This is a genomic window from Deinococcus pimensis DSM 21231, assembly GCF_000519345.1.
Lineage (GTDB): Bacteria > Deinococcota > Deinococci > Deinococcales > Deinococcaceae > Deinococcus_A > Deinococcus_A pimensis.
The window spans coordinates 171319-193055 of sequence record NZ_KI912671.1; the positions used below are offsets into that span (position 1 = coordinate 171319).

The window sequence follows — 21737 nt, forward strand, 5'->3', positions numbered from 1 at the left end:
TGCAGGTCCCACCGCAGCCTCAGGCGTTCACGAGGCGCACTTCAGGACTTAGGGCGAGGCGTGACGACAGGCTCTTCGAGTGATCAAAGGCGCATACTGAGGTACGACCACCTCACCGGGAGCCCCGGTTCCCGCCCACCCCAGGAGGGAGGTGTCCGCATGCGCCTCGGATTCGGCCCTCGGGCCGCCGCCACTGCTCGGCGGTTCATCAGTCCCCGGTCGTGAACCGCCCAGGACCGTCGCACCGTCATCCCAGGAAACTGACCGCCGTTCAGGAGGTTCGCTCATGCTGAACCGAACGTCACGTCGCGCCGTCGTTTCGTTGCCCGTTGCCGCGCTGCTGCTTGCCGCCTGCGCGCAACAGGCCACCACCAACCCCAATGATCCCGCCACGTACACCGTACTCGTCGGAGGCAGCGCCGGCACGGACCCGGGCGCCGCGGCAGGCGCGCAGGGCCGCTGGCAACTCAACAAGTACTACCCCAGCACCCTCACCGTCAACGAGGGCGACACGGTCGTATGGGCGCAGTCCACCGCCGAGCCGCACACGGTGACGTTCCTCGACGCGAACCAGGCACCTCCGGCGCTGATCGTCCCCGAGAACGACTCCAGCATGGCCCGCATCGTCATCAACCCGCTCGCCTCCCGTCCCGCCGGAGCCAGCACCTACAACGGCACCGGATTCCACAACTCCGGCTGGATGACCCTCCAAGCGCCCGACCCCAGGGAGTACCGCCTGACCTTCACCAAGGCCGGCACGTACCACTACCTGTGCCTGCTGCACGGCGCGAAAGCCCCGGACGGCACCCTGATCGGCATGGCCGGCACCGTCGTCGTCAACCCCAAGGGAACGGCCCGCGCCCAGACGCCCGCACAGGTCCAGACCGCTGCTGCCGCGCAGGTCACGACCGATCAGGCCGCCGCAGTCGCGCTGGACGCCACAGCCATGCAGCGCCCCGCCGATACGCCCAACGCGGGCGGCGGCACCAACCATCACGTCAACGTCGGCTACAGCCAAACGGACTACGACCTGATGCGGTTCGTGCCCACCAACCTGACCATCAAGGTCGGGGACACCGTGACCTTCACCAACCGCAGCGAACACGCGCCGCACACCGTCACCTTCCCCGCCGGGACACCCGAACCGGCCTTTGAGCTGCGGGAGCAGACCTCGGCGGGCACGCTGCTGGTCATCAACCCGCTCGTGCTCGGCCCGGCAGGTGGCACCAGCTTCTCCGGCGGCGCGTACACCAACTCGGGCGTCCTGAGCGGCGCGATGGATCAGGGTGTGCACGAGTACCGCCTCACCTTCACCAAGGCGGGCACGTACGAGTACGTCTGCGCGGTGCACGCGATGATCGGGATGCGCGGCACCATCACCGTCACTCAGTAGGACTCATGGCGTCCGACGCCCGGCCGCCCGTTCTGGGCGGCTGAGGTGGAAGAGAGGGAGCCTCATGAACCGATCGGCGCCTGTACAGGTGTTGGGCCTCGCTGCCGTCCTCGTGGCCTGCGCGTCGCCTCCTTCCACTCCGCCCGTCACACCCGTCGCCATCAGCAACTTCACGTTTAGTCCGCCGGACGTGACGATCAAGACCGGAGCGACCGTGACGTGGACAAACGACGACGCGGCCACGCACACCGTCACCTCCGACACGGCCGAAGGGCAGGACGCGTTCGACTCGGGCCCGCTGGCGAAGGGTGCGTCGTACTCGCGCACCTTCGCGCGAACGGGTGACTTCACGTACCACTGCAACATCCACCCACAGATGACCGCGACGGTGCATGTCCGGTCACCCTGAAGCTCCCAGCCTCGACGCCCGAATGACCGTTCGGAGGAACCCGACATGCCCCTGCACAAGTCTTCACGAACGTCCCGGCTCCGGCCGTTGCTGGTCGCGGTCGCGCTCCTCATCGTGGGCTGCGGCGCTCCTCAGCCCTCACGGGGGCAGGTGACCGACGACCCGTTCGCCGCGAACCTGATCGTTCCGGAGGTGCTGGTTCCCGATGGGACGTCGAACGGGTCGCCGCTGTACCATCTGCCCCTCCGATCGGCGTCCCTGCCGCTGAGCGCGAACGGACCGCTCACGGCGCTCTCCACGTTCGGGGGGACGTTCCCCGGGCCGACCTTCAGTGTCCGCGCCGACGAGCGGATCTTCGTGCGCTACGAGAACGACTTGTCGAGCATCTCGCCGCTTGCGCCGCTACCGGGAACACCGCCGGACGGGGTGGGGATGCCGATGTCCATTCCGGGTCACACGGTGCATCTGCACGGCGCGGACGTGATGGGCAGCAGCGACGGCGACCCGCAGCGCGGCCTCTCGCGGGGGCAGTCGGTCACCTTCGAGTACGACAACGAGCAGCGGGCGTCGATGCAGTGGTACCACGACCACATCCTCGGTGACACTCGCGAGGGCGTGTACGCCGGGCTCAGCGGGCTGTACTTCATCCGTTCGGCCGAGGAGGACCGTCTCGGCCTACCGTCAGGGGAGCGTGAGGTGCCGCTGGTCCTTCAGGACCGCACCTTTGCCGCGGACGGCGCGCGCCTCGCGTATCCGCGGACGTGGCAGCGCGAGGTGTTCGGGGACAAGGCGCTGGTGAACGGCCGCGTCACCCCGCACCTCGACGTGGACCCCGTTCGGTACCGCCTGCGGGTGTTGAACGCCAGCAACGCGCGCTTCTACCACCTGGCGCTGTCCACAGGCGAGGCGTTCACCCTGATCGGCACGGACGGCGGGCTGCTCGACCGAGGGGTCGTGGTGCGTGACGTCACGCTCGCACCGGCTGAGCGGGCGGACCTCGTGGTGGACTTCTCTCGCGACGCGGGCGCGCGGGTGGTGCTGCGCAACGACGCGCCCGCCCCGTACCCCCGGCAGGATCCGGGCGTGCCGCAACTGCCGGAGTTGATGCAGTTCCGGGTGCGGTCCTCAGGTGGAGCTGACACGAGTGTCGTCCCGGCCGTGCTGTCGGGCTTCACGCGTCTCGATCCCGCGAGCGCCTCGCGGTCACGGCTGCTGGTGCTGCGCGCCTTCAAGAACGCCGAGGGACAGACGACGCAGTTCCAGATCCTCAACCCGGCCCTCGGTGAGGACGTCACGGCGGCGACACCCGAAAGCGCGCGAGGAGCGTTCCTGTCCGACCCGATGGACGTGTCGTCCACGCCGAACGATCTGCTGCGCGAGACGATCACGCCTGGCAGCACGGAAGTATGGACGTTCGTGAACACGACCGACGTCACGCACCCGATGCACCTGCACCTGAAGCCGTTTCAGGTGCTTGACCGGCGGCTCGTGGACGTACGTCACCTGCTGAGCGCGGGGGAGGTGCGGTACCTCGCGCCGGCGGAGCATCCGACGGACCCGGCGGACACGCATTTTGATCCGGGGATGCTTGGCTGGAAGGACACGGTGCGGGTGGATCCGGGGTACGCGCTGCGGGTGGTCGTGCGGTTCGATACGCGCAACACGGGTGAGTTCATGCTGCACTGTCACATTCTGGAACACGAGGACAACGACATGATGCGCGCCTATCACGTCCGGTGAGCTTGGCAGCGGTTCGCGTGCTGTTCCGAGAGGCGTACCGGAGGCGCTGCTGCCGCAGGCGTCACGTGCGGACGCCTGAAGGCCGAGCTTCGCCGCATGGCGGCGCGAGCGCCTCACGACCCGTATCAGCTTCACCGAGCCCAACCTCAGCTTTGAAGTCCTCGATCATCGTCCGACCCCAGCGCCCGCGACCCTTCGGGTGTACCTCGCCTGTGAATCCCGTCCACCATTTTTCGCCCTGCTCGACCACATGAGGTCCACCAGCGATGCAGACGAAGTCTCGATCGACTTTCCCATCGAGGAGCACACGCTTCACAGTACGGCCGATCGGCTCCGCGAGCACTTGGGGCGCTGCCCGGTCCGGGCCGGCCCGCCACGTGTTCCCCCGACGTCCTGACCAGACGCGCGAGCATCGAGCGGATCATCGCGAGGTACACCAGCATCTCCGTCGTCCCGGGTAGAGCTTCGGAATGTCGACCCAGACGGCGATTCTTCACGAGCAAAGCGAGCGTCCGCTCAAGCACCCAGCGTCTCGGCATCACGTTGAACGTCGTGTCGAGGCCCAGCGTCTCCAGCAGTTCAGGGTCGTCCCGTCCCAGTTGCCGCCACCACGGATACACCACTTCCAGCACCATACCGACCGTCGCGTGCACCCAACGCTGAAAGCCGCCTGTATAGCCCTGGTCCGCCCCGATTTCTGCCCAAGACGGCGCAGGTACAGGATGGCGCCCACGATCATGCGGCGGGGCCAGCGGCGGGTTCTGCCCTTGCCGGTGGGCGGTGAGAGGAGGGGGTCGAGGAGGGCCCATTCAGCGTCCGTGCGATTGGTGTCGTACCCGCGTCGTTTCGTGCCCTGGCGAGAGGCTCATGGGGGTGAGGCCCGTCTCCTGGTGGGTCTCGCGGCTCGCGGTTTCGTCGAGCGGCTCGCCGGGATTCGTGGGGCCGATCAGTACCTACTCGATTCCTACTTTTATACAAGCCGATGTTTTGGGTTCCGCTCGAAGCCCACCTTCCTCCCAGCTTTCGCGACGGCTCGAGCAGGGGAGATGCCGCGCTCACCACCGTCTCGGCTTGCCGGGATGCGGCTCATCAACCCCTCCCGCGCTCCCACGTGGGAGCCGCCCGGTGTCAGCTGCTCACCCGGCCCTCATCACGAACACCGGTTCAGATCGAGGTGGAAGAAGACCGTGCGATCAGTCAGCTCACCGCACTCCCGCAGCAAAAGACCGCGCGTGACGGCGTGACATGTTCCACCCGGCGTCACACCCGATCTGGGCGCTCTCGCGCCACGAGGTCGAGGTCAGGCATGAGCGCGATTGCTTCTGCTGCCGCGATCTGCACCGTGGCCTCGTCAGGTCGCTGCCGCACGGTACACCCGTTCACCTGGCCTGAGCACCCGCCAAAGCGACCTCACCTGCCCCGCTCATCAGCGGCCGGAATCTCACACGATTGTCTCGTATCCCCTCGAAGGAGTTTCGGGTTCCCCGCGGTTCGTTCGACGTCACACAACGCTCGTCTCCAACAGCTATCGCAGCGAAGTGCCAGCCTGAACATGTACCTGCGACACCCACGACGGCTCACCCTGCCCCAGAACATCCCTCAGGATTGTCCCGCATACGCGAACTCAGCGCCGTTCAGGGAGCGATCACGACGAGCGCGGTCGCTCCCTGAACGCGTTTCGAGCGCGTGAGAGGGGCGTCCGGAACGTGCAGGGCGCCCGCGCGGGCAGCGCGGTGAGGGAGTCCCGGCAGCCTGGGCCCGAGCCGGTTCCGGGGAGAGCAGACCGAAGCGAGCACCGACGTGCCCGCCGTGACCCGGCTCCCAGGAGGCGAGGAGGTCCGGATGACCCGCGTCCCTCGACATGCCGACGCTCCCGCGGCCGCGTGGTGAGGGCGTTCCGGTGGCGTGGAGGTGACACTTCACGCGTTTCGTCGTGCCTGGCGATCGTAACGCTGACCTGCCATACGCCGACCTACCATTGTGGCCTACCATCGTTACCGTTTATAAAAGTATAGATTCGCCGTGATTCCAACGCTCATCCACACCCCCTCACGGAGAACCCCCGCCCAAGAAGACCTCGAGTCATCCACCCGGAAAAACACCGCGTACCAACATCGACGAGCGGGGGGACCGGGGGAACACGAGTGACAGGTAGCGCCTCGTCGCGTCGGAGGCGCCACTCGTCATTCACGAACTCCGCCCGGAATGCGGGAGTCACGTCCCATCCATCACCGCGCCCGGCCGTTCTTCCTCATCCCGAAGGGCGCCCTGACACGGGACGTCGGACGTCGCTGGCGTTCGGCATCAGCTCGAACCGCGGCAGGAGCCGGAAATCCACCCCGGTCATCCCGACCCCCCGGAGGCGGGCGCCGATCGGCATCGTCGGGTTCGGCCGCCCGGGACGGTGGACGTCCACCTCGCGGGGCTGGCCGCCGTGAGGCACCTCCCCGCACGCTCACTCGACGTCCTCGGCAGCGTGAATCGCGGACTTGCGGGCCTGGTCGTCCATCTTGGCGTACACGGCGCTCGTCGTGACGCTCGCGTGTCCCAGCACGTCCGCCACGACGTGCAGGTCCCGCGTGGCGCGGTACAGGCGCGTGCCGGCCGTGCGGCGCAGCGCGTGCACGCCGGTGAGGGTGTCGTCCAGTCCGAGCGCGTGTCCGTAGGCGGAGACGACGTCGTACAGCCCTCGGTTCGTGAGGCGACGTCCGCGTGAGGCCGGCTGGAAGGACAGGAGCAGCGCGTCCGGATCCACGTGCCCCTGGAGCGCGAGGGCCTCGCGGCACGCGAGCCACGCGCGCAGCGCGGCGAGGGCCCTCGGTGGGACGTCGACGGTTCGCTGCTTTCTTCCCTTGCCGTGCCGGACGCGCAGACGGGCGCCGTGGACGTCGAGGTCCCGCACGTCGAGCCGCACCATCTCGTCGAGGCGCAGGCCGAGCCGGGCGCCGAGCACGAAGATGCCGAGGTAGCGAGTGGTACGCTCGGGCGTATCGTGGGTGCGGGCGGGCAGGGCGAGCAGTTCGTCGAGGACCTTCGTGGGCAGCGCGCCCTTGCGTTCGTGCGCGGCGGTGCGGGAGCGGGGCGCGCGCACCCCCTTGGTGGGGTCGTCCGTGAGGACGCCTGCCCAGACGAGCGCGCGGGTGAGGGCGCGGACGCCGTACAGGTACGTGCGGGCGCTGTCGGGGCTGAGCTTCTCGGTCGGGACGCGGCCGTGAACGGTGCGGGGTCGGCGGGGCCGGGTGCGGAGGTGCACGAGGTACCGTTCGATGTCCTCGTTCGTGAGGCGGTTGAGGGCGAGCGTCTGCTCCTCGGACCAGCACCAAGCGAGAAAGTCGCGGACGCCGAGGTGGTAGCCTCGCAGGGTGCGGGGGCTGGTGTCGGCGCCGGAGACGCCCTTGTGGTGCTGGTGGTAGGTGACGAGGTCGCACAGGGCGTCGACGTCGTGGTCGTGGAGGACCTGGAGCGCTCGCGCTCGGCGGTGGTCGGGTTGGCTCCAGCGGCTGGTGAGGACGAGCGTCACGCTTCGAGGTTAACTGATGCTTACGGTAATAAGCAACAGCAAGAGAGCCGAAGCGGGAGAGGATGCCTGACGCCACCCCGCGGGAGGGCCGGTCGATCGGCGGAAGGAGCGTGGTGCCCTGAGCCGGTCGGGGCCTGAGCGTCGATGAGCGTCGATGAGGTCGGGTGCGTCTCCTGTCGCGTCTGGGGGCGTGCTGGTGTCCTGTGGCTGCCGCAACTCTTCATGAGAATAAGGTGAGGCGCTGGGAGCGACGAGAAGGCACTTCCGACACGATCCGAGGGTTCCCGTACCCACCCCGGCGCCGACGGCACTGGCGTTCCGGGAACCACCCGGCTACCCTGGAAGCATGTTCGATCTTCCCGGTCAGGTCGAGGTGCTCGTCTTCGTCTGCGCCGCCCCCGAAGGCCTCCTCGCCGCGCGGTTCGAGCTCGAGGACGACCGCACCTACCACCCCGAGGACGTGACCGTCCTGACCGACATCCCACCGCGCGGCGACGGACAGACCCTCACCGTCACCTGCACACGCCTGCCCGACCACGCCGAGTTCCGCGAGATGGCCGCCTCCGCCGCCACCCGGGCCGCCCGCGTGGAGGTCACGCCCGCCGGGCAGTGGCTCAAGCTCCTCATCCCGTTCTGAGCCCGGTGAGAGGGCGGCAACACGTCCCCCCTGCCCGCCGGACACGGGCCGCCGCAAGGTCACGGGAGAGCCGCACCCCACCATGCAGCTCCCCGTGCCGGCGAGCGCAGAAACCCGGGCCAGGCTGCCCGACGTCGCTCCTCGAAGACGACCGGAGCCAGGAAGCCCGGGTTGAGCGCTGTCCGTGACGGCTGAAAAACTCGACCCCCTGGACCGCCTGTCAATACCTCAGCCGTGCGAATCCATCTGAGGGGTGACCCGAACCCAGGTCACCGACGACCTGTAAAACCTCACCGCGCCCCTCCCCCCAAGGGTGGACGCCCTCGCGTTCCTGCCCGCCGTGGGCTCGAAGGCGTCGCAAACGTGCTCCGCACCGGCATCCCCTGGGCGGACCTCCCCACGAACTCGGGCTCGGCAGCGGCACGACCTGGCGTCGGGGCGTCCCGAGCCGTTGCTGGCGTCGCTCGCGGGACCGGCAGGCAGCACGGATCGAGGACGACCACGGAGCACACGGCCCCTGCTCGTCGACGGTCAGGGGACGCCCCTCGCGGTGCGGCCGTCCCCCGCGAACACCCATGACCGCCTGCTCTTGAAAGCACTCCTCGACGTCGCCTTCGCTCACGGGACGAGGGTCGCCGCGACCTCCATGAGGCGTTCACGAGGCGGGCATGCCGCGCCGACCTTCCCGCCTCGTGTGAGAAGCGCGCTGCGTCTGCCTTTACGGACCGAGGTGCCGAACCGCCAAGAGGTGTTCCTCCCGCCCGGACAGATGAAGCGCGCATGACGAGGTGAAGCGCGCACAGGGCCCGTGCAGGCCACGGGCCAGCCCGTACTCGGTGAGTTCTTCGTGCCGAACCCGTGAGGCGCGTATTCACCGGCCATGCACCCGGAATCACGCCGTACTTGTCACGCTACCCGTGCGCCCTCAGGCCGAATTCCACCACGCACTGCACGCTCCGGGCGCAAGGAGCCTTCATGCCTCGATTCACGCCTCATGCACTCCTGCCTCTCACGCTGCCCCTGCTGCTCCTCGCTTGCGGGCAGAACCCGACGCCCGCGGCCGTCCAGGAGGACCTCGGGCCCTACGCGAACGGCGCCTCGTACCCCTGGAGCTACACGCAACCGGCAGGCACGGTCACGCCCCTCGTCCTGGATCCCGGCGCGAACAACCTCTACTACGAACCCATCCTCAGCGCCACGAACGGCTGGGGACCCATCGAGGTCAACCGCAGCAACGGCGAGCAGCAGGTGGGCGACGGCAGGCCCCTCACCGTGGCGGGCAAGACGTACGACGTAGGGTACGGCGTGCACGCGGACAGCGAACTCCGCTGGAGTCTCAAATCCACGCTGGCTGGAGTGATGTGCAACAAGCTCGACGGGTATGTCGGCATGGACGACGAGGTGGGCGACCGGGGCAGCGTCACCTTCCAGATCTGGTTGGACGGCGCCAAGGTGTGGGACTCGGGTGTGATGACGGGCAAGGATGGCGCGAGGTTTTACTCGGTGGACACGACCGGCAAGACCGACCTGCGTCTGGTCGTCACCAACGGCGGGGACAACTTCTACTACGATCACGCCGACTGGATCCAGCCCACCGTCCACTGCGCGCAGGGCAGCACGACCACCCCGCCGCCCGCCCCGGGCGGACCGTCCGGCACCATCGACCCCACCTTCCACACCATCAACGCGGGGTTCACTCGAGTCAGCACGACCGCTGTTCAACCCGACGGCAAGATCATCGTCGCCGGCACCATTCTTACCGCCGGGGGACTCGACGTCGCCTTCGCGCGCTACAACCCGGACGGCACGCCCGACACGGGCTTCGGGCAGGCTGGCCGCACCACCCTTCATCTCGGGTCCAGCAGTGGTCCGCTCCGCGTCTCACTCCTGCCGGACGGCCGGATCGTTGCCGTCGCGAGCAGTGACTACACCCGGAACCCCGTGCCCGACTACGACCAGTTCGCCATCATCCGGCTCCTGCCCGACGGGTCCCCCGACCCGACCGCGAACACACCCAACCCAGGTGACGCGAAGGGCGCCATCCTTATTTCGAGCCTGCCGAGTGCCGTCAACGCTCTGTACGACGCGGTCGCGCAATCGGATGGGAAGATCATCGTGGTCGGCGAGTCGTTCCATCCATCCTCCCCCACCACCGACATGTCGAAGGACCTGTTCGTCGCCCGGTTGATGCCTGACGGCGCACTCGACCCGACCTTCGGGCAGGGCGGCACCGTCATCGTCCCCGCCAGCGACGGCAGCGGCGACCCCGACTTCGTCAGCCAGAAGATCACCGGCACGCGCGTGCTGCTCTACCCGGACGGGCGCGTGCTGGTCGGCGCGGTCGACAAGTACACCCAGTCGGGCTACAACACCAGCAGTCAGCTCGTCGTGCGGCTCCTGCCGAACGGCACGCTCGATTCCACCCTCGACGGGGACGGTATGGTCACGACCCTCAACGCGCGGTATCAGCTCCTCCAATTGTCCGATCTGGCGCTGCTGCCCGACGGGAGGTTCCTCGTGCTGGGACGCTCGACGAACAGTGCGCTGCCCTGCGAGCTGAGACGCTTCAACCCTGACGGCTCGCCCGCGTTCGACGCGACGCATTTCGGCCTCATTCCAGGTCCGACAGGCGAGGGCACGCACTGCAACAACGCGCGCATGGCGGTGCAGGCGGACGGGAAGGTGCTGTTCACCAGCACGGAAACCGCTGACTCGACGGACTCGACGCTGGTGGGTCGGCTCAACGCGGACGGGACGCTCGACAAGACCTTCGGGGGTGGCTTCGTGAAGGTCCCGAACGCGAACGAGGTGCTCGTGCAGCCGAACGGGCGCATCGTGGTCGGCACGACCGTCGTGACGGGATTGAATCCGTAGCGTCGCGGGCGTCTGACGTGCGGTAGAGGGGCCACTCTTGCTGGAGTGACCCCTTTTTACCCTTGCGGATCAGGCGCGCCATGATTGGGAACGCGTGCTCACGGAACTGAGGGTATGGATCGGCGGTCTTACGACGCCATTGGTCTTGACTTAGACCGCGTATCAATAGCTCAGCCAGATGGTTCACGCTGAGGGATGGTCCGAACCTAAGTGAGCGACGGACTGTGGCATCTCATCGCACCCTTCCTGCCACACGAGCCACCCAAACCCAACGGCGGACGCCCTCGCGTTCCTGCACGCCGTGTGCTCGGAGGCATCGTCTACCTGCTCCGCACTGGCATCCCCTGGGCAGAGCTTCCCCTCGAACTCGGGTTCGGCAGCGGCATGACCTGGCGTCGGGGCGTCCCGAGCCGTTGCTGGCGCCGCTTGCGGGACTGGCACGCAGCAGGGGTGTTCGAGCGGCTCCACCACGTGCTGCTCGAGGGGCTCACTCAGGCCGGTCTGCTCGACTGGACCCGCGCCAGTCTTGACAGCGCCACTGTCCCCGCGGCAATGGGGGCTCGCTGACCGGGCCGAATCCCACGGATCGAGGACGCTCAGGAAGCAAACGTCACCTGATCGTCGACGGTCAGGGTACGCCCCTCGCCGTATTGCTGTCCCCCGCGAACACCCATGACAGCCTGCTGTTCGAAGCGCTCCTCGACGCCGTCCCGCTGGTTCCTGACGGACGCCGGGGGCACCCGAGGAAGCGACCGGTCAAGCTCCACGCCGCTAAAGCCTACGACAGCCGCCGCTGCCGACGAGCATGTCACCGAACGTGGCATCAGAGTCAGGATCGCCCGGCGAGGCGTGGAGTCCAGTGAGCGCCTGGGACGGCACCGTTGGGTGGTAGAGCGCACCCTCTCGTGGTTGAGCCGGTTCCGTCGCCTGCGGGTTCGGTACGAGGTGCGCGACGACATCCACCTCGGGTTCACCTGGTTGGCGTGTTGCCTGATCGTGCTGCGTCGACACACCCGCCTTGCGTGAGGGGCGCCCTTTGTTTCTCTTCACTTCTGAAGGAGACGGGCCGAAGCATGGTGTTCCTCCCGTGAGGACAGATGAAGCTCGCATGACGAGGTGAAGCGCGACGAGCACGTGGCACGCCCGAGGTTCTGGCCGTACTCCGTGAGTTCTTCATGCCGGACCCGTGAGGCGGGTATTCACCGGGCCTGCACCGGGCGTCATGCCGCGTCTGTCACGCTACCCGTGCGCCTTCAGGCCGGATTCCACAACGCACTGCACGCGGTCTAAGCGCAAGGAGCTTTCATGTCGCGACTCACGTACAGAACATTCCTTCCCCTCACGCTTCCGTTGCTCCTCCTCGCCTGCGGACAGACCACATCTCCGGCCGCTTCACAGGACGACCTCGGGCCGTACGCGAACGGCGCTTCGTACCCCTGGAGCTACACCCAGCAGCCCGGCAACGTCACCCCGCTCGTGCTCGACCCGGGTGCGAACAACCTGTACTACGAACCCATCCTCAGCGCCACGAACGGCTGGGGACCCATCGAGATCAACACCAGCAACGGTGAACAGAACAAGGGTGACGGCCGCAAGCTCAGCGTGGGCGGCAAGACCTACGACGTGGGCTACGGCGTGCACGCCGACAGCGAACTCCGCTGGAGCCTCAGGAGCACCCTCGCGGGCGTGACGTGCAACAAGCTCGACGGGTACGTGGGCGTGGACGACGAGGTGGGCGACCGGGGCAGCGTCACCTTCCAGATCTGGTTGGACGGCGCCAAGGTGTGGGACTCGGGTGTGATGACGGGCAAGGATGGCGCGAGGTTTTACTCGGTGGACACGACCGGCAAGACCGACCTGCGTCTGGTCGTCACCAACGGTGGGGACAACTTCTACTACGATCACGCCGACTGGATCCAGCCCACCGTCCACTGCCAGCAGGGCACTGTCACGCCACCCCCCGCGACGGGCGCGCCCGGCACCCTCGACACCTCGTACGGCACGAATGGCAGCGTACCCGTACCTGGCCTCCTGGCGGCCCTCGCAGGAGACGGCACCAACCTGATCCTCGGCGCCGGGAAGATCACGCGGCTCTCTCCGGACGGCGCGGTGCTCGGCACGACACCCCTTCCGCTCCAAAACGGTGAGAGCTTGTCCAGTCTCGTCGTCCAGCCCGACGGGAAGGTCGTGCTGGTCGGTGCGCGCACGCTGAGCGCCGACGGCTCGGACGTCCTCGTGATCCGCCTCAACCCGGACCTCACGCCCGACACGTCCTTTGGTGACGCGGGCCGCGTGGTGTTGAACCTGTCCGTGCCGGCCAATGGCGGCGGGTCCACCGACAGGGCCACCGCCGTGACGCTCACGTCCGACGGGAAGATCGTCGTGGTGGGGACCGCCATTCAACCCATCGGCGTTTCCGCCTACGACCAGCAGGGCCTCTTCGTTCTGAGGCTCGGCGCGAACGGATCGAGGGACTCGACGTTCGGCACGAACGGTGTGATCTACCGGCAACTGGAGGACGTCCTGCCCGGGAGCAACTACTCCACGAACGAAGAGCCGGGCTCCGTGGCGGTCCTGGCCGATGGGCGGATCGTGGTGGCGGGAACGAGCAACCTCTCGACCACCGCGACGGCCGCGTGGGCCCTTCGTTACCTCCCGAACGGCACCGTCGACACGACCTATGGTCAGAATGGCGTGTGGACACCGGCGGTGACTCCGTCACCCCAGGGTTGCGGCGGTGCGTTCGCGGGACCGACGACAGTCACACCCACCGGCGAGGTGGTCGTCGCGTCGTCGTTCTACCGCGCGAACGGCGTGGAGATTGATCGGATCAGCGCGGACGGCCGGGCCGCCCTCAAGCGTTGCTTCGAGTTCGGCCCGACGGCAGGTGCCGGGCCGCTCAGCATTCCCACTGCAGTGGAGGTCACGCCGACCGGGCAGGTGCTCGTCGGCGGCCGGTATCAGCCCTCGGGGTACGAGTCCCTGGCGCTCGTGCGGTTCGGTGCGGACCTCATGCTCGACACGACCTTCGGGAAGAACGGCGTGACGCTGATCACGCCTGAGCAGTACGCCGACGTGGGCGATCTGCTCGTGCAGCCCGGCGGGCGCTACCTCATGACGACCTTCGGGTACGACAACGGCGGCGCGACGTACCGCATCAACCCCTGAGGACGCAGCGTTGGGGCGACGCGCTCGGTGGAGCGCGTCGCTTCCTGTTGCGCCTCGCGCTGGCGGGCAGGCGAGACGAGCGTCGATCGGGCCGACAGGTCGTGGATGACTGCCCCGGGCGTGAGTGTGGCGCTGGCGAGTGTAGCTGGGGCTGGGCTCGGGCGCGGTGTGCGGCACTAGGCGATGCCAGCCGATGGCCCGGTATTGATAGGGGGTCTTTCGACGACAGGCGATATTCGCGCGTCGTGCCGCTGCTTCGGATCCGTGGCGCGGCGGGTTTGCAGGTCTTTTGTAGGTCCGGATCTATTTATGACGGTCGCTTTTCCTCTGGTGAATCGTCCTTTGGATTTGTATCGTAACACGATGTCAGGGGAGGAGGACACTGGCGGGTGAACCACCACTCCCCACACCCGAAGGAGAACCCGTGAAACCCCTGTACATCGCCACCCCCTCCGGCCAGCTGCTCAACGCCCACCACATCGAAACCATCGACGTGCAGGGCAGCGGCACCCAGGAGCAGCTCCGCCACCAGGTCCAGGCCAGGAGCGTCAGCGGCGACCATCACGTCCTCGCCGTCTTCAAGGGCGAGGACTCCCACCAGCACGCCCGGCAGTTCATCCGGGACCTCCTCGACCGCCTCGACGCCGACGTCCTCGATCCACGCACGCCCCCAGGCGAGCGCCGCGCCACCTGAACGGGCCCTCCCCTCACACCCCGCGCACCCCCCGAAAGGAGACCTCATGGACCTCGCAGGCTTCTTCGTCCCCACCGCCGGAGAGGTCGGGCTGCTCGAACAGGTCACCCACTACACCCTGTTCGCCACGATGCTCGCCTTCCTCGCCGCCAGCGTCTTCTTCCTGACCACCCAGAACCGCGTCGTGCCCGAACACCGCGCCAGCATGGTCCTCCACGCGATCATCTGCCTCGTCGCGGGCGTCTCCTACTTCTTCATCCAGGACCACTACCGCCACTACCTCCAGGTCATCGCGACGGTCGGCGACCCCGCCGAGCGGCTCAACCTCACCCGCGAGGCCTACGTCGCGATCGGCCAGACCCGCTACATGGACTGGACCGTCACCACGCCCCTGCTGCTGCTCGCGAACGTCCTGATCCTGCGCGTCCGCACCCGCTACGTGCTCGCGCCCGTCACGGTCATGCTGCTCGCGGACGTCCTGATGATCTTCACCGGCTACCTCGGCGAGAACCAGATCACCGACGGCGGCACCATCCTCGCCGGACCCCGCCTCGTGTGGGGCACGGTCAGCACCGTCTTCTACCTCATCGCCGTGTATATCCTCTTCACCCGCTTCCGCGCGTACCAGCGCGCCGCGCAGCGGGAGGAGGAACGCGCCTTCAAGACGATGGCGCTCGCGACCGTCACCACCTGGGGCGTCTACCCCGTCGGGTACCTGCTCGCCCTGATCACCGACTTCGACCTGAACTGGGTGCACGTGGCGTTCAGCGTCGCGGACGTCGTGAACAAGATCGGAATCGGCCTCGTGGCCTTCTGGGCCGCCGCGACCGTCTACGAGCAGCGCCACCCCTCGCAGGACAACCCCCTCGTCCGCGAGCAGCACCCCGACGTCGGCTGAGCGTCCGACGACCACGCGCCACCACGCCCCGTCACGCCGTCCTGCGCCGCCGCTCCCGCCACGGCGCCTTTCGGTTGCGGTCGAAACGATGAACGAAGGGCACGCCTGCCCCGCGGCCCTGCCCGGTACGCTACCCGCATGCTCATGAACCTGCTGCTCGTGTTCGTGCCCCTGTCGCTCGTGCTGGAGTACGTCGTCCGCGCCCCACCCCTGTGGGTGTTCGTCACCGCCGTCATCGGCATCGTGCCCCTCGCGGACTGGATGCGAAAGGGCACCGAGGGCATCGCGGGCGTCGCGGGTCCCACCATCGGCGGTCTGCTCAGCGTCACCTTCGGCAACCTCGCCGAGCTCATCCTCGCGATCTTCGTGCTCATCGCGGGCAACACCGCCGTCGTCAAGGCGCAGATCACCGGCAGCATCATCGGCAACGCCCTGCTCGGCCTCGGCCTCGCCGTGCTCGCCGGCAGCTTCGGACGCGCGCGGCAGACGTTCAACAAGCAGGGCGCGCAGCAGCTCGCCAGCATGCTGGTCCTGCTCGTCCTCGCGCTCGTGCTGCCCGCCATCTACGACTACACCGAACGCACCGGCGCCTTCAGAGCGCCCGACGCCGGGGTGCTGGCGAACCTCGACGAGTACCTCAGCCTCGGCGTGGCCGTCGTGCTGATCCTCGTGTACCTCCTCAATCTCGTCTACACCCTCGTCACGCACCGCGACGTGTTCAGCCTCGAGGACGACGCCGAGAGCCACGGTCCCGCGTGGCCGCTGAGCCGCTCCGTGCTCGTCCTCGTCGCCGCGACCGTCCTCGTCGCCGTCGAGGCGGAACTCGTGTCAGGCGCGCTGGAGGCCACCTCGCGGGCGCTCGGGCTCAGCCCGTTCTTCCTCGGCATCGTCGTGCTCGCCATCGTCGGGAACTTCGCGGAGTACGTGGGCGCCACGTACTTCGCGCGGCGCGGCCGGATCGGTCTCGCCGTCAGCATCGCCGTGGGCGGCACCATCCAGGTGGCGCTCCTCACCGCGCCCCTGCTGGTGATCGTGTCGTACTTCATCGGGCACCCCATGAACCTCGTGTTCGGCAGTCCGCTGGAGCTCTTCGCGATCATCGCGGTGCCATTGATCGTCAACAGCATCACCCGTGACGGGGAGACCACGTGGTTCGAGGGCGTCCTGCTGATCACGGTGTACGTCCTGCTGGCCCTCGCGTTCTTCTTCGCCACCCCGAGCGCCGAGGGTGAGGCTTCGATACCTGCCCCCGCGGCGCACGCGTCCCTCCGTCAGACCCTCACGACCCTGCCGGGCGGGTGACTGCCCGGCAGGTCCCCTCACCCTCCGGAAGTGCGGGCGCGTCACGGACGCGGAGCCTTCCGGAGCGTTCTGCCGTCGCGGGCACCCCTCACGTCGTATCGGCAGGCCAGCGGAGCCCCTTCCCCTCTCACCATCACGGCCTCCTGGAGGCGCACGATAGAGGTCTCCGCTGCGTTCGAGCCCGCGCTCACCGGTGACCGCCCAGCGCCCTCCCTTCGTGACGGCCACCCGTCGCACGTCCTTCACGCTGCCGCCGCAGGGCGGTCGAACGGAGGCGCCTCATGCACGACCTTCCGACCCTCGGCCTCTTCGGGTCACGTCCGCCAGTGGGTAAGCCCCGCTGACGCCGGACGCCCCGCACCTCACGCCACATGGGCGACAGGCGCAGGAACGCCCACGCCTTCGAGCGACGTGAGCCGCGCCTCGCGACGGACGCCGCGGGCATGAGCAGCGTCATGGCAGGTCCGGCGCCCGGCACACCCGGGTCGGTCGGGACGTCGCGGGCGTTCGCGCTCAATGCGCCCCGCATCACGCAGTCCTGGGGCAGATCGACAGAGGAGGAACGGCCATGCACCCTTCCAGTACCTTCGACCGGAACGTCGTCCTCGCGGCGTTGCTCGTCGGCATGCTCGCCGCGTGCGGTGAGACCACGCGTCCCGCGCGGGACGCGGCCGCCGCGACGACGCTCTCCCAGGTCGTCCCGGCCGCGCCGACGCGGCTCGTCACCGGCCTTCAGGGGGCGTTCGGCAGCGCCGTCGGCCCCGGCGGGGCGCTGTACGTCACCGAACCCGCCGCGGGCCGCATCCTGCGGATCGACCCGAGGACCGGTGCCGTCACGACCTTCGCGAGCGGCTTCCCCACCCCGATCCTCTCGATCGGCGGGGTCACGGACGTCGCGTTCCGCGGCTCGACCGCGTACGCGCTCGTCACCCTGGTCGGCGCGGACGTCGGTGGGCACGACGCGGTGGGTCTGTACCGCGTGGACGGCCCGACCAGCCACACGCTCGTCGCGGACATCGGCGCGTTCTCGCTCGCGCATCCACCCGTCCCGCGGTTCTTCATCCCGAGCGGGGTGCAGTACGCGCTGGAGCCGTTCCGTGGGGAGTTCCTCGTGACGGACGGGCATCACAACCGCGTGTTGCGCGTGACGAGAAGCGGTGACGTCTCGGAGCTCGTCACCTTCGGCAACATCGTCCCGACGGGCCTCGCCGTGCGTGGTGACTCGGTTTTCATGGCGGAGGCGGGACCGATCCCGCATCTGCCCGAGACGGGCCGCATCGTCGAGTTCGACGGGCGTGGGCGCGTCACGAGGACGGTCGCGTCGGGCGCGCGGCTTCTCGTGGACGTGGAGTTCGGGCGGGGCCGCACGCTGTTCGCGCTGTCGCAGGGCGTGTGGACCGGACCTGCCGAGGGCTTTCCCGCCACGCCCGGCACGGGGTCGCTTGTGCGGGTGAACGACGACGGCACCTTCACGACCCTGGCGTCCGGATTGGACCGGCCGACGTCGCTGGAAGTGATCGGGAACACCGCGTACGTCGTGACGCTCGGCGGCGAGGTGTGGACCGTGGACGACGTCGCGGGGCCACCGTTCGGTCGGGCTCCCTGAAGGATCGACGCTCGTCCGCTCGCCACGGCCCTTCCCAGGAGGTCGACGATGAACACGAGGATGCTGACTGCCCTGAGCGCGTCGTTCGCTCTGACCGCGCTGGCGCAGCCCACCAATACCATGCCCGCCGCGGCGCCCGCTCCGCAGGCGCGGTTCTCGGGCAGGTTCGAGTCGCTCGCCGTCCCAGCGGGGTTCACCAACATGGTGGTCGTGGTGGACTTCCCTCCGGGCGCGGTGTTCCCGCTGCACAAGCACGGCGGGCCCCTGCTGGGTCTCGTCCTCAGTGGCACCTTGACGGTGCATCAGAATGGCAGGACGACCACGTACGCCGCCGGGCAGAGCTTCACCGAACCGCTCGGGCAGGTGCACGACGTCGCCAACTCCACGGACCGGACCGTGACGGTCGTGCTGAGCTATCTGCTCCCCAGGGGCGCTCAGCCGGACATCCTCGTGAAGCAGTGACCGACCGACGCGGCCCGGCTGGGGGCGCGTCGCGTGGCGTCACCGCGCCCTCCCGGGTTCGTGTTCCTGCCCGTCGTATCGACTTCGCCACCTTCGCGAAGGAGGTCCCGATGAAGCTTCGTGCGGTCGTCCCGCTCGTCCTGACCTTGACGTTCGGCGCCTTCGCCGCGCCGATCGAGTTGCGCGCGTCCGACGGCGTGAGGCTCCACGGGGAGCACACGCCCGTGAAGCGTCCCAGGGGGGTGCTGCTGCTCGTGCACAGCCGCTACGACGGCCTTCACGCGTTCGACGCGGCCGCGCGGCGTTTCGCGGAGCTCGGCTACGCCAGCGTCGCGCTCGATCAGCGGCTCGGCATGCCCGACATGGGCGTCCCGAACGTCACGGCCGGGCGAGTCCCGCAGGGCCGCTACACCTTCGCGGACGTCCTGCTCGACCTCGAAGCGGCCTACATCTTCGCGCGCCGCACGTACCCCGGGGCGCGGCTGTTCGCGATGGGTGAGTACGACGGCGCGTCCCTGCTGTTCCCCTTCGCGGCGCGTCACGCGGACCTCGCGGGGCTGATCGCGTGGAACCCGGCGCCCGAGGCGTTCCTGGAGGGCCTGTCGATGCTGCCCGCCGTGCGGAAGGTGAAGACCCGGGTGCTGCTGATCTCGGAGAAGCCGCTCGATGCGGACGAGGGGCCACGTCAGGTGTACGACGCGCTGCCGCCCGCGCGGCGGACGCTGTTCGTGTCGAAGCTGGTGTCGGGCGTGGACGGCGCGCGCAACCTCAGCGAGGAGGACAACCTCGTGCCGGGCAGCGCGCGGGCGTACTGGCAGCCCATCGTCGCGTTCCTCAGGTGAAGCCCGTCACGGGAGGGGGGCGAGGAGCCGGAGACGAGAGGCGAAGAGCAGGATGGTCGGGTGCGGAGGGCGTGGTCTGGGTGTGGGAGTCCCGGGGAGCTGAGGGGCGGACGGGGCTCAGGACTCCGGTGCTGCACACGAGCTTTTGGTGATTTGTTGACGGGAATTTGTCGGCAAGAACAGGACGTTCGCCTGACAAGGTCACAGGAAGATGAGCGTTTTATCGCAGTCCTGTTCAAAGCGTTAACAAAAAGTTAAAGCGGTGGGGGTAGGGTCAGGCACCATGAACCGCCCTCGACCCCTCCTGCTGCTTCTCGGCGGCGCCCTCCTCCTCAACGCCTGCGGCAACGCCCCCGTCGCCACCACACCCACCCCCATCACCCAACCCGCCGAGCCCGCCAGCCTCACCGTCACCCACAGCGGCGACACCACCCTCAAGGCAGGCGGCGGCACGGACGTCATCGTCACCATCACACGAGGCGGCGGCCTCACCGGCGACGTCACCCTCACCCTCACCGGCGCCCCCACCGGAATCACCGCCGCCGCCACCACCGTCAGCGCTTCCGCCACGACCGCCACCCTCCGCGTCGACGTCGCCAGCGCCGTCACCCCCGGCACGTACGACCTCAAGATCCGCGCGACGAACGCCACCACCACCGCCGACGCCGCCCTCACCCTCACCGTTCAGGCCGCGACGCCCGAGTACACTCCCGGCCGCCTCAGCGGCACCGTCACACCGCCGGAGCAGGCCGACACGGTCCGCGCCGTCATCACGAACCCCACCCTGAGCGCAACGATCACGACGCCCGGCACCCTCACGAACGGCATGTTCGACGTCGCCCTCCCCACCGACCTCACCACCCTCGCTCCCGTCCTCACCGCCGCGTCGAGCCTATACGCCCCGGGACCGTTCGACCGGGACTGCACCACCGACGTCGTCAGCAGCGACGACGACGCGCGCGTCGCCCTGGCCAGCGACGTCGAACTGCGGCGAGACGACCTCAAGGTCGGCACGGCCAGCCACGTCGTCACGACGAACGGCACCTTCGCCCTCACCCGGTGGATCTTCGTGGATCGCGCCCTCGACCTGACCGGCACGCGAAGCTGCGTCACCCTCGGCAAGGACGTCGTGACGTACGACCTCCACCTCGACAGGGGCTGGAACCTCGTCGTCACCACCTTCACCCTCGACGGCACCACCGCGCGATCGAGCTTCACGAACGCCGCGGACATCGCCCCGAACGGCTGGCAGGCGCGGCCCAGCCTCACGGTCGTCGCGGACCGCGGCCTCACCGCGCCGCGGGGCACGAGCGTCACCAGCAGCGTGTCCGTGAACGTCAACGAGCAGATCCAGGACGCCGGCTCCGCCCGCACCTTCACCGTGCGCGGCGTGACCGTCGACCCGGACGCATCCATCAGCGTCATCCCGTCGTCCGTCACGGTCACGACGCCCGGCGCGACACTGCCCCTCACCGTCGACGTCGCGAACGGCACGCCCGACGGCGCGTACGACGTCACGTTCGACATCTCCGACGGCACCCGCGCGCGGCGCGGCACGATCAAGGTGTTCGTCGGAGACGTCCCGGACGGCCTGACCCTGTCGGGTCCCCTGACCCGCTTCGGCGGCGTCACGGCGGACTTCACGAACCGCACGGTCTCTTGGACGTCCTACCTGTCGAGCGGGAGCGTCCAGGTCAGGTACCGCGGCGTCGTCGACGCGGGCGGCACCTTCCAGCTCTCGTTTCCAGGACCGAAGGACGTCCCGGCGGGGCTCGACACCCTCGGCGTGGCGCTCGCGAAGCAGGTGAACTGCACCACGCAGAGCCTGCTGGACGGCGCCACCCTGTCCACGGACGCCCGCGCGGTCGTGGTGTCCATGCTGGCGCTCGACGCGACGTCCACGGAGCGGACGACGACCGTGCGCGCGTACGGCGCGACGCCGGACGGCGGCGTCGATGGCGCGGCGCAGCCGATCTGGGTGTACGCGGACCAGGACGTGACCGTGAACGCGGCGCCCTCCTCGTCGTGCGCGTTCGCCGCGTCCGACGTGCCGCTCCACGCGGGCTGGAACGCGCTGAGCGTCATCTCGTCGACGGACGCGTCGAACACCGTCGTGCGGACCCTGACGCTCAGGTCCGATGCGGACGGCCTGTTCTGGAAGTACTGACCAGTGCGGAAGCCGAGCCACTCAC

The 21737-nt window shown here is 68.6% G+C and carries 14 protein-coding genes and 1 pseudogene; 14 read left to right on the top strand and 1 reads right to left on the bottom strand.

The window, feature by feature from the left end; translation table 11 throughout:
• The first annotated feature begins 286 nt into the window (after window positions 1–286).
• The 3 genes from DEIPI_RS0120490 (at window position 287) to DEIPI_RS0120500 (ending at window position 3542) form a co-directional block, all read left to right on the top strand.
• Window positions 287–1393 carry a plastocyanin/azurin family copper-binding protein gene (locus tag DEIPI_RS0120490; RefSeq protein WP_027483009.1) on the top strand — a complete coding sequence of 369 codons (1107 nt, stop codon included), beginning with the start codon at window positions 287–289 and terminating at the stop codon, window positions 1391–1393.
• A gap of 64 nt (window positions 1394–1457) precedes the next feature.
• Entirely contained in the window at window positions 1458–1802 is a 345-nt protein-coding gene (locus DEIPI_RS0120495) for a cupredoxin domain-containing protein (protein WP_084474665.1), read from the top strand.
• Window positions 1803–1847: 45 nt separating this feature from the next.
• Window positions 1848–3542: a multicopper oxidase family protein gene (locus DEIPI_RS0120500; protein ID WP_052351865.1), complete on the top strand. Its 1695-nt coding sequence runs from the start codon at window positions 1848–1850 to the stop codon at window positions 3540–3542.
• Between the two features lie 2455 nt (window positions 3543–5997).
• On the opposite strand, the gene DEIPI_RS33125 is transcribed toward DEIPI_RS0120500, so the two are convergent.
• Window positions 5998–7062: a tyrosine-type recombinase/integrase gene (locus tag DEIPI_RS33125; RefSeq protein ID WP_045234804.1), complete on the bottom strand. Its 1065-nt coding sequence runs from the start codon at window positions 7060–7062 to the stop codon at window positions 5998–6000.
• Between the two features lie 346 nt (window positions 7063–7408).
• Here DEIPI_RS33125 and DEIPI_RS0120510 point away from each other — a divergent pair, with 346 nt between their 5' ends.
• The 11 genes and pseudogenes from DEIPI_RS0120510 (at window position 7409) to DEIPI_RS0120565 (ending at window position 21712) form a co-directional block, all read left to right on the top strand.
• Window positions 7409–7699: a hypothetical protein gene (locus DEIPI_RS0120510; protein WP_027483012.1), complete on the top strand. Its 291-nt coding sequence runs from the start codon at window positions 7409–7411 to the stop codon at window positions 7697–7699.
• Window positions 7700–8674: 975 nt separating this feature from the next.
• Window positions 8675–10573, top strand: a complete 1899-nt coding sequence (locus DEIPI_RS35845; RefSeq protein ID WP_052351866.1) for an NPCBM/NEW2 domain-containing protein — start codon at window positions 8675–8677, stop codon at window positions 10571–10573.
• Window positions 10574–10783: 210 nt separating this feature from the next.
• Window positions 10784–11599, top strand: a pseudogene (locus DEIPI_RS36920) (IS5 family transposase).
• Window positions 11600–11878: 279 nt separating this feature from the next.
• Window positions 11879–13741: an NPCBM/NEW2 domain-containing protein gene (locus DEIPI_RS35850; protein ID WP_052351867.1), complete on the top strand. Its 1863-nt coding sequence runs from the start codon at window positions 11879–11881 to the stop codon at window positions 13739–13741.
• A gap of 424 nt (window positions 13742–14165) precedes the next feature.
• The gene (locus DEIPI_RS0120535) at window positions 14166–14435 is read left to right on the top strand and encodes a hypothetical protein (protein WP_027483013.1); all 270 of its coding nucleotides are present in this window, start codon (window positions 14166–14168) and stop codon (window positions 14433–14435) included.
• A gap of 46 nt (window positions 14436–14481) precedes the next feature.
• Window positions 14482–15333: a bacteriorhodopsin gene (locus tag DEIPI_RS0120540; protein WP_027483014.1), complete on the top strand. Its 852-nt coding sequence runs from the start codon at window positions 14482–14484 to the stop codon at window positions 15331–15333.
• Window positions 15334–15471: 138 nt separating this feature from the next.
• A complete protein-coding gene (cax, locus tag DEIPI_RS33150) occupies window positions 15472–16635 on the top strand; it encodes a calcium/proton exchanger (protein ID WP_045234805.1) in 1164 nt (387 codons plus the stop codon).
• 568 nt (window positions 16636–17203) lie between these two features.
• The gene (locus DEIPI_RS0120550) at window positions 17204–18241 is read left to right on the top strand and encodes a ScyD/ScyE family protein (protein WP_027483015.1); all 1038 of its coding nucleotides are present in this window, start codon (window positions 17204–17206) and stop codon (window positions 18239–18241) included.
• Between the two features lie 48 nt (window positions 18242–18289).
• On the top strand, window positions 18290–18703 hold the full coding sequence (locus DEIPI_RS33155) for a cupin domain-containing protein (protein WP_052351868.1): 414 nt from the start codon (window positions 18290–18292) through the stop codon (window positions 18701–18703).
• A gap of 110 nt (window positions 18704–18813) precedes the next feature.
• Complete coding sequence (locus DEIPI_RS35855) at window positions 18814–19545, top strand: alpha/beta hydrolase (protein WP_052351869.1); 732 nt, start codon at window positions 18814–18816, stop codon at window positions 19543–19545.
• Window positions 19546–19828: 283 nt separating this feature from the next.
• Window positions 19829–21712, top strand: a complete 1884-nt coding sequence (locus DEIPI_RS0120565) for a hypothetical protein (protein WP_027483016.1) — start codon at window positions 19829–19831, stop codon at window positions 21710–21712.
• Window positions 21713–21737: the final 25 nt, after the last annotated feature.

What these genes read in the sequence shown, in the direction of transcription:
- DEIPI_RS0120565 (WP_027483016.1), top strand. Translation starts at nt 19,829, where the DNA reads ATGAACCGCCCTCGACCCCTCCTGCTGCTTCTCGGCGGCGCCCTCCTC.
- DEIPI_RS33155 (WP_052351868.1), top strand. Translation starts at nt 18,290, where the DNA reads ATGAACACGAGGATGCTGACTGCCCTGAGCGCGTCGTTCGCTCTGACC.
- DEIPI_RS0120495 (WP_084474665.1), top strand. Translation starts at nt 1,458, where the DNA reads ATGAACCGATCGGCGCCTGTACAGGTGTTGGGCCTCGCTGCCGTCCTC.
- DEIPI_RS0120510 (WP_027483012.1), top strand. Translation starts at nt 7,409, where the DNA reads ATGTTCGATCTTCCCGGTCAGGTCGAGGTGCTCGTCTTCGTCTGCGCC.
- DEIPI_RS35845 (WP_052351866.1), top strand. Translation starts at nt 8,675, where the DNA reads ATGCCTCGATTCACGCCTCATGCACTCCTGCCTCTCACGCTGCCCCTG.
- DEIPI_RS0120500 (WP_052351865.1), top strand. Translation starts at nt 1,848, where the DNA reads ATGCCCCTGCACAAGTCTTCACGAACGTCCCGGCTCCGGCCGTTGCTG.
- cax (WP_045234805.1), top strand. Translation starts at nt 15,472, where the DNA reads ATGCTCATGAACCTGCTGCTCGTGTTCGTGCCCCTGTCGCTCGTGCTG.
- DEIPI_RS35850 (WP_052351867.1), top strand. Translation starts at nt 11,879, where the DNA reads ATGTCGCGACTCACGTACAGAACATTCCTTCCCCTCACGCTTCCGTTG.
- DEIPI_RS0120490 (WP_027483009.1), top strand. Translation starts at nt 287, where the DNA reads ATGCTGAACCGAACGTCACGTCGCGCCGTCGTTTCGTTGCCCGTTGCC.
- DEIPI_RS0120550 (WP_027483015.1), top strand. Translation starts at nt 17,204, where the DNA reads ATGCACCCTTCCAGTACCTTCGACCGGAACGTCGTCCTCGCGGCGTTG.
- DEIPI_RS0120540 (WP_027483014.1), top strand. Translation starts at nt 14,482, where the DNA reads ATGGACCTCGCAGGCTTCTTCGTCCCCACCGCCGGAGAGGTCGGGCTG.
- DEIPI_RS35855 (WP_052351869.1), top strand. Translation starts at nt 18,814, where the DNA reads ATGAAGCTTCGTGCGGTCGTCCCGCTCGTCCTGACCTTGACGTTCGGC.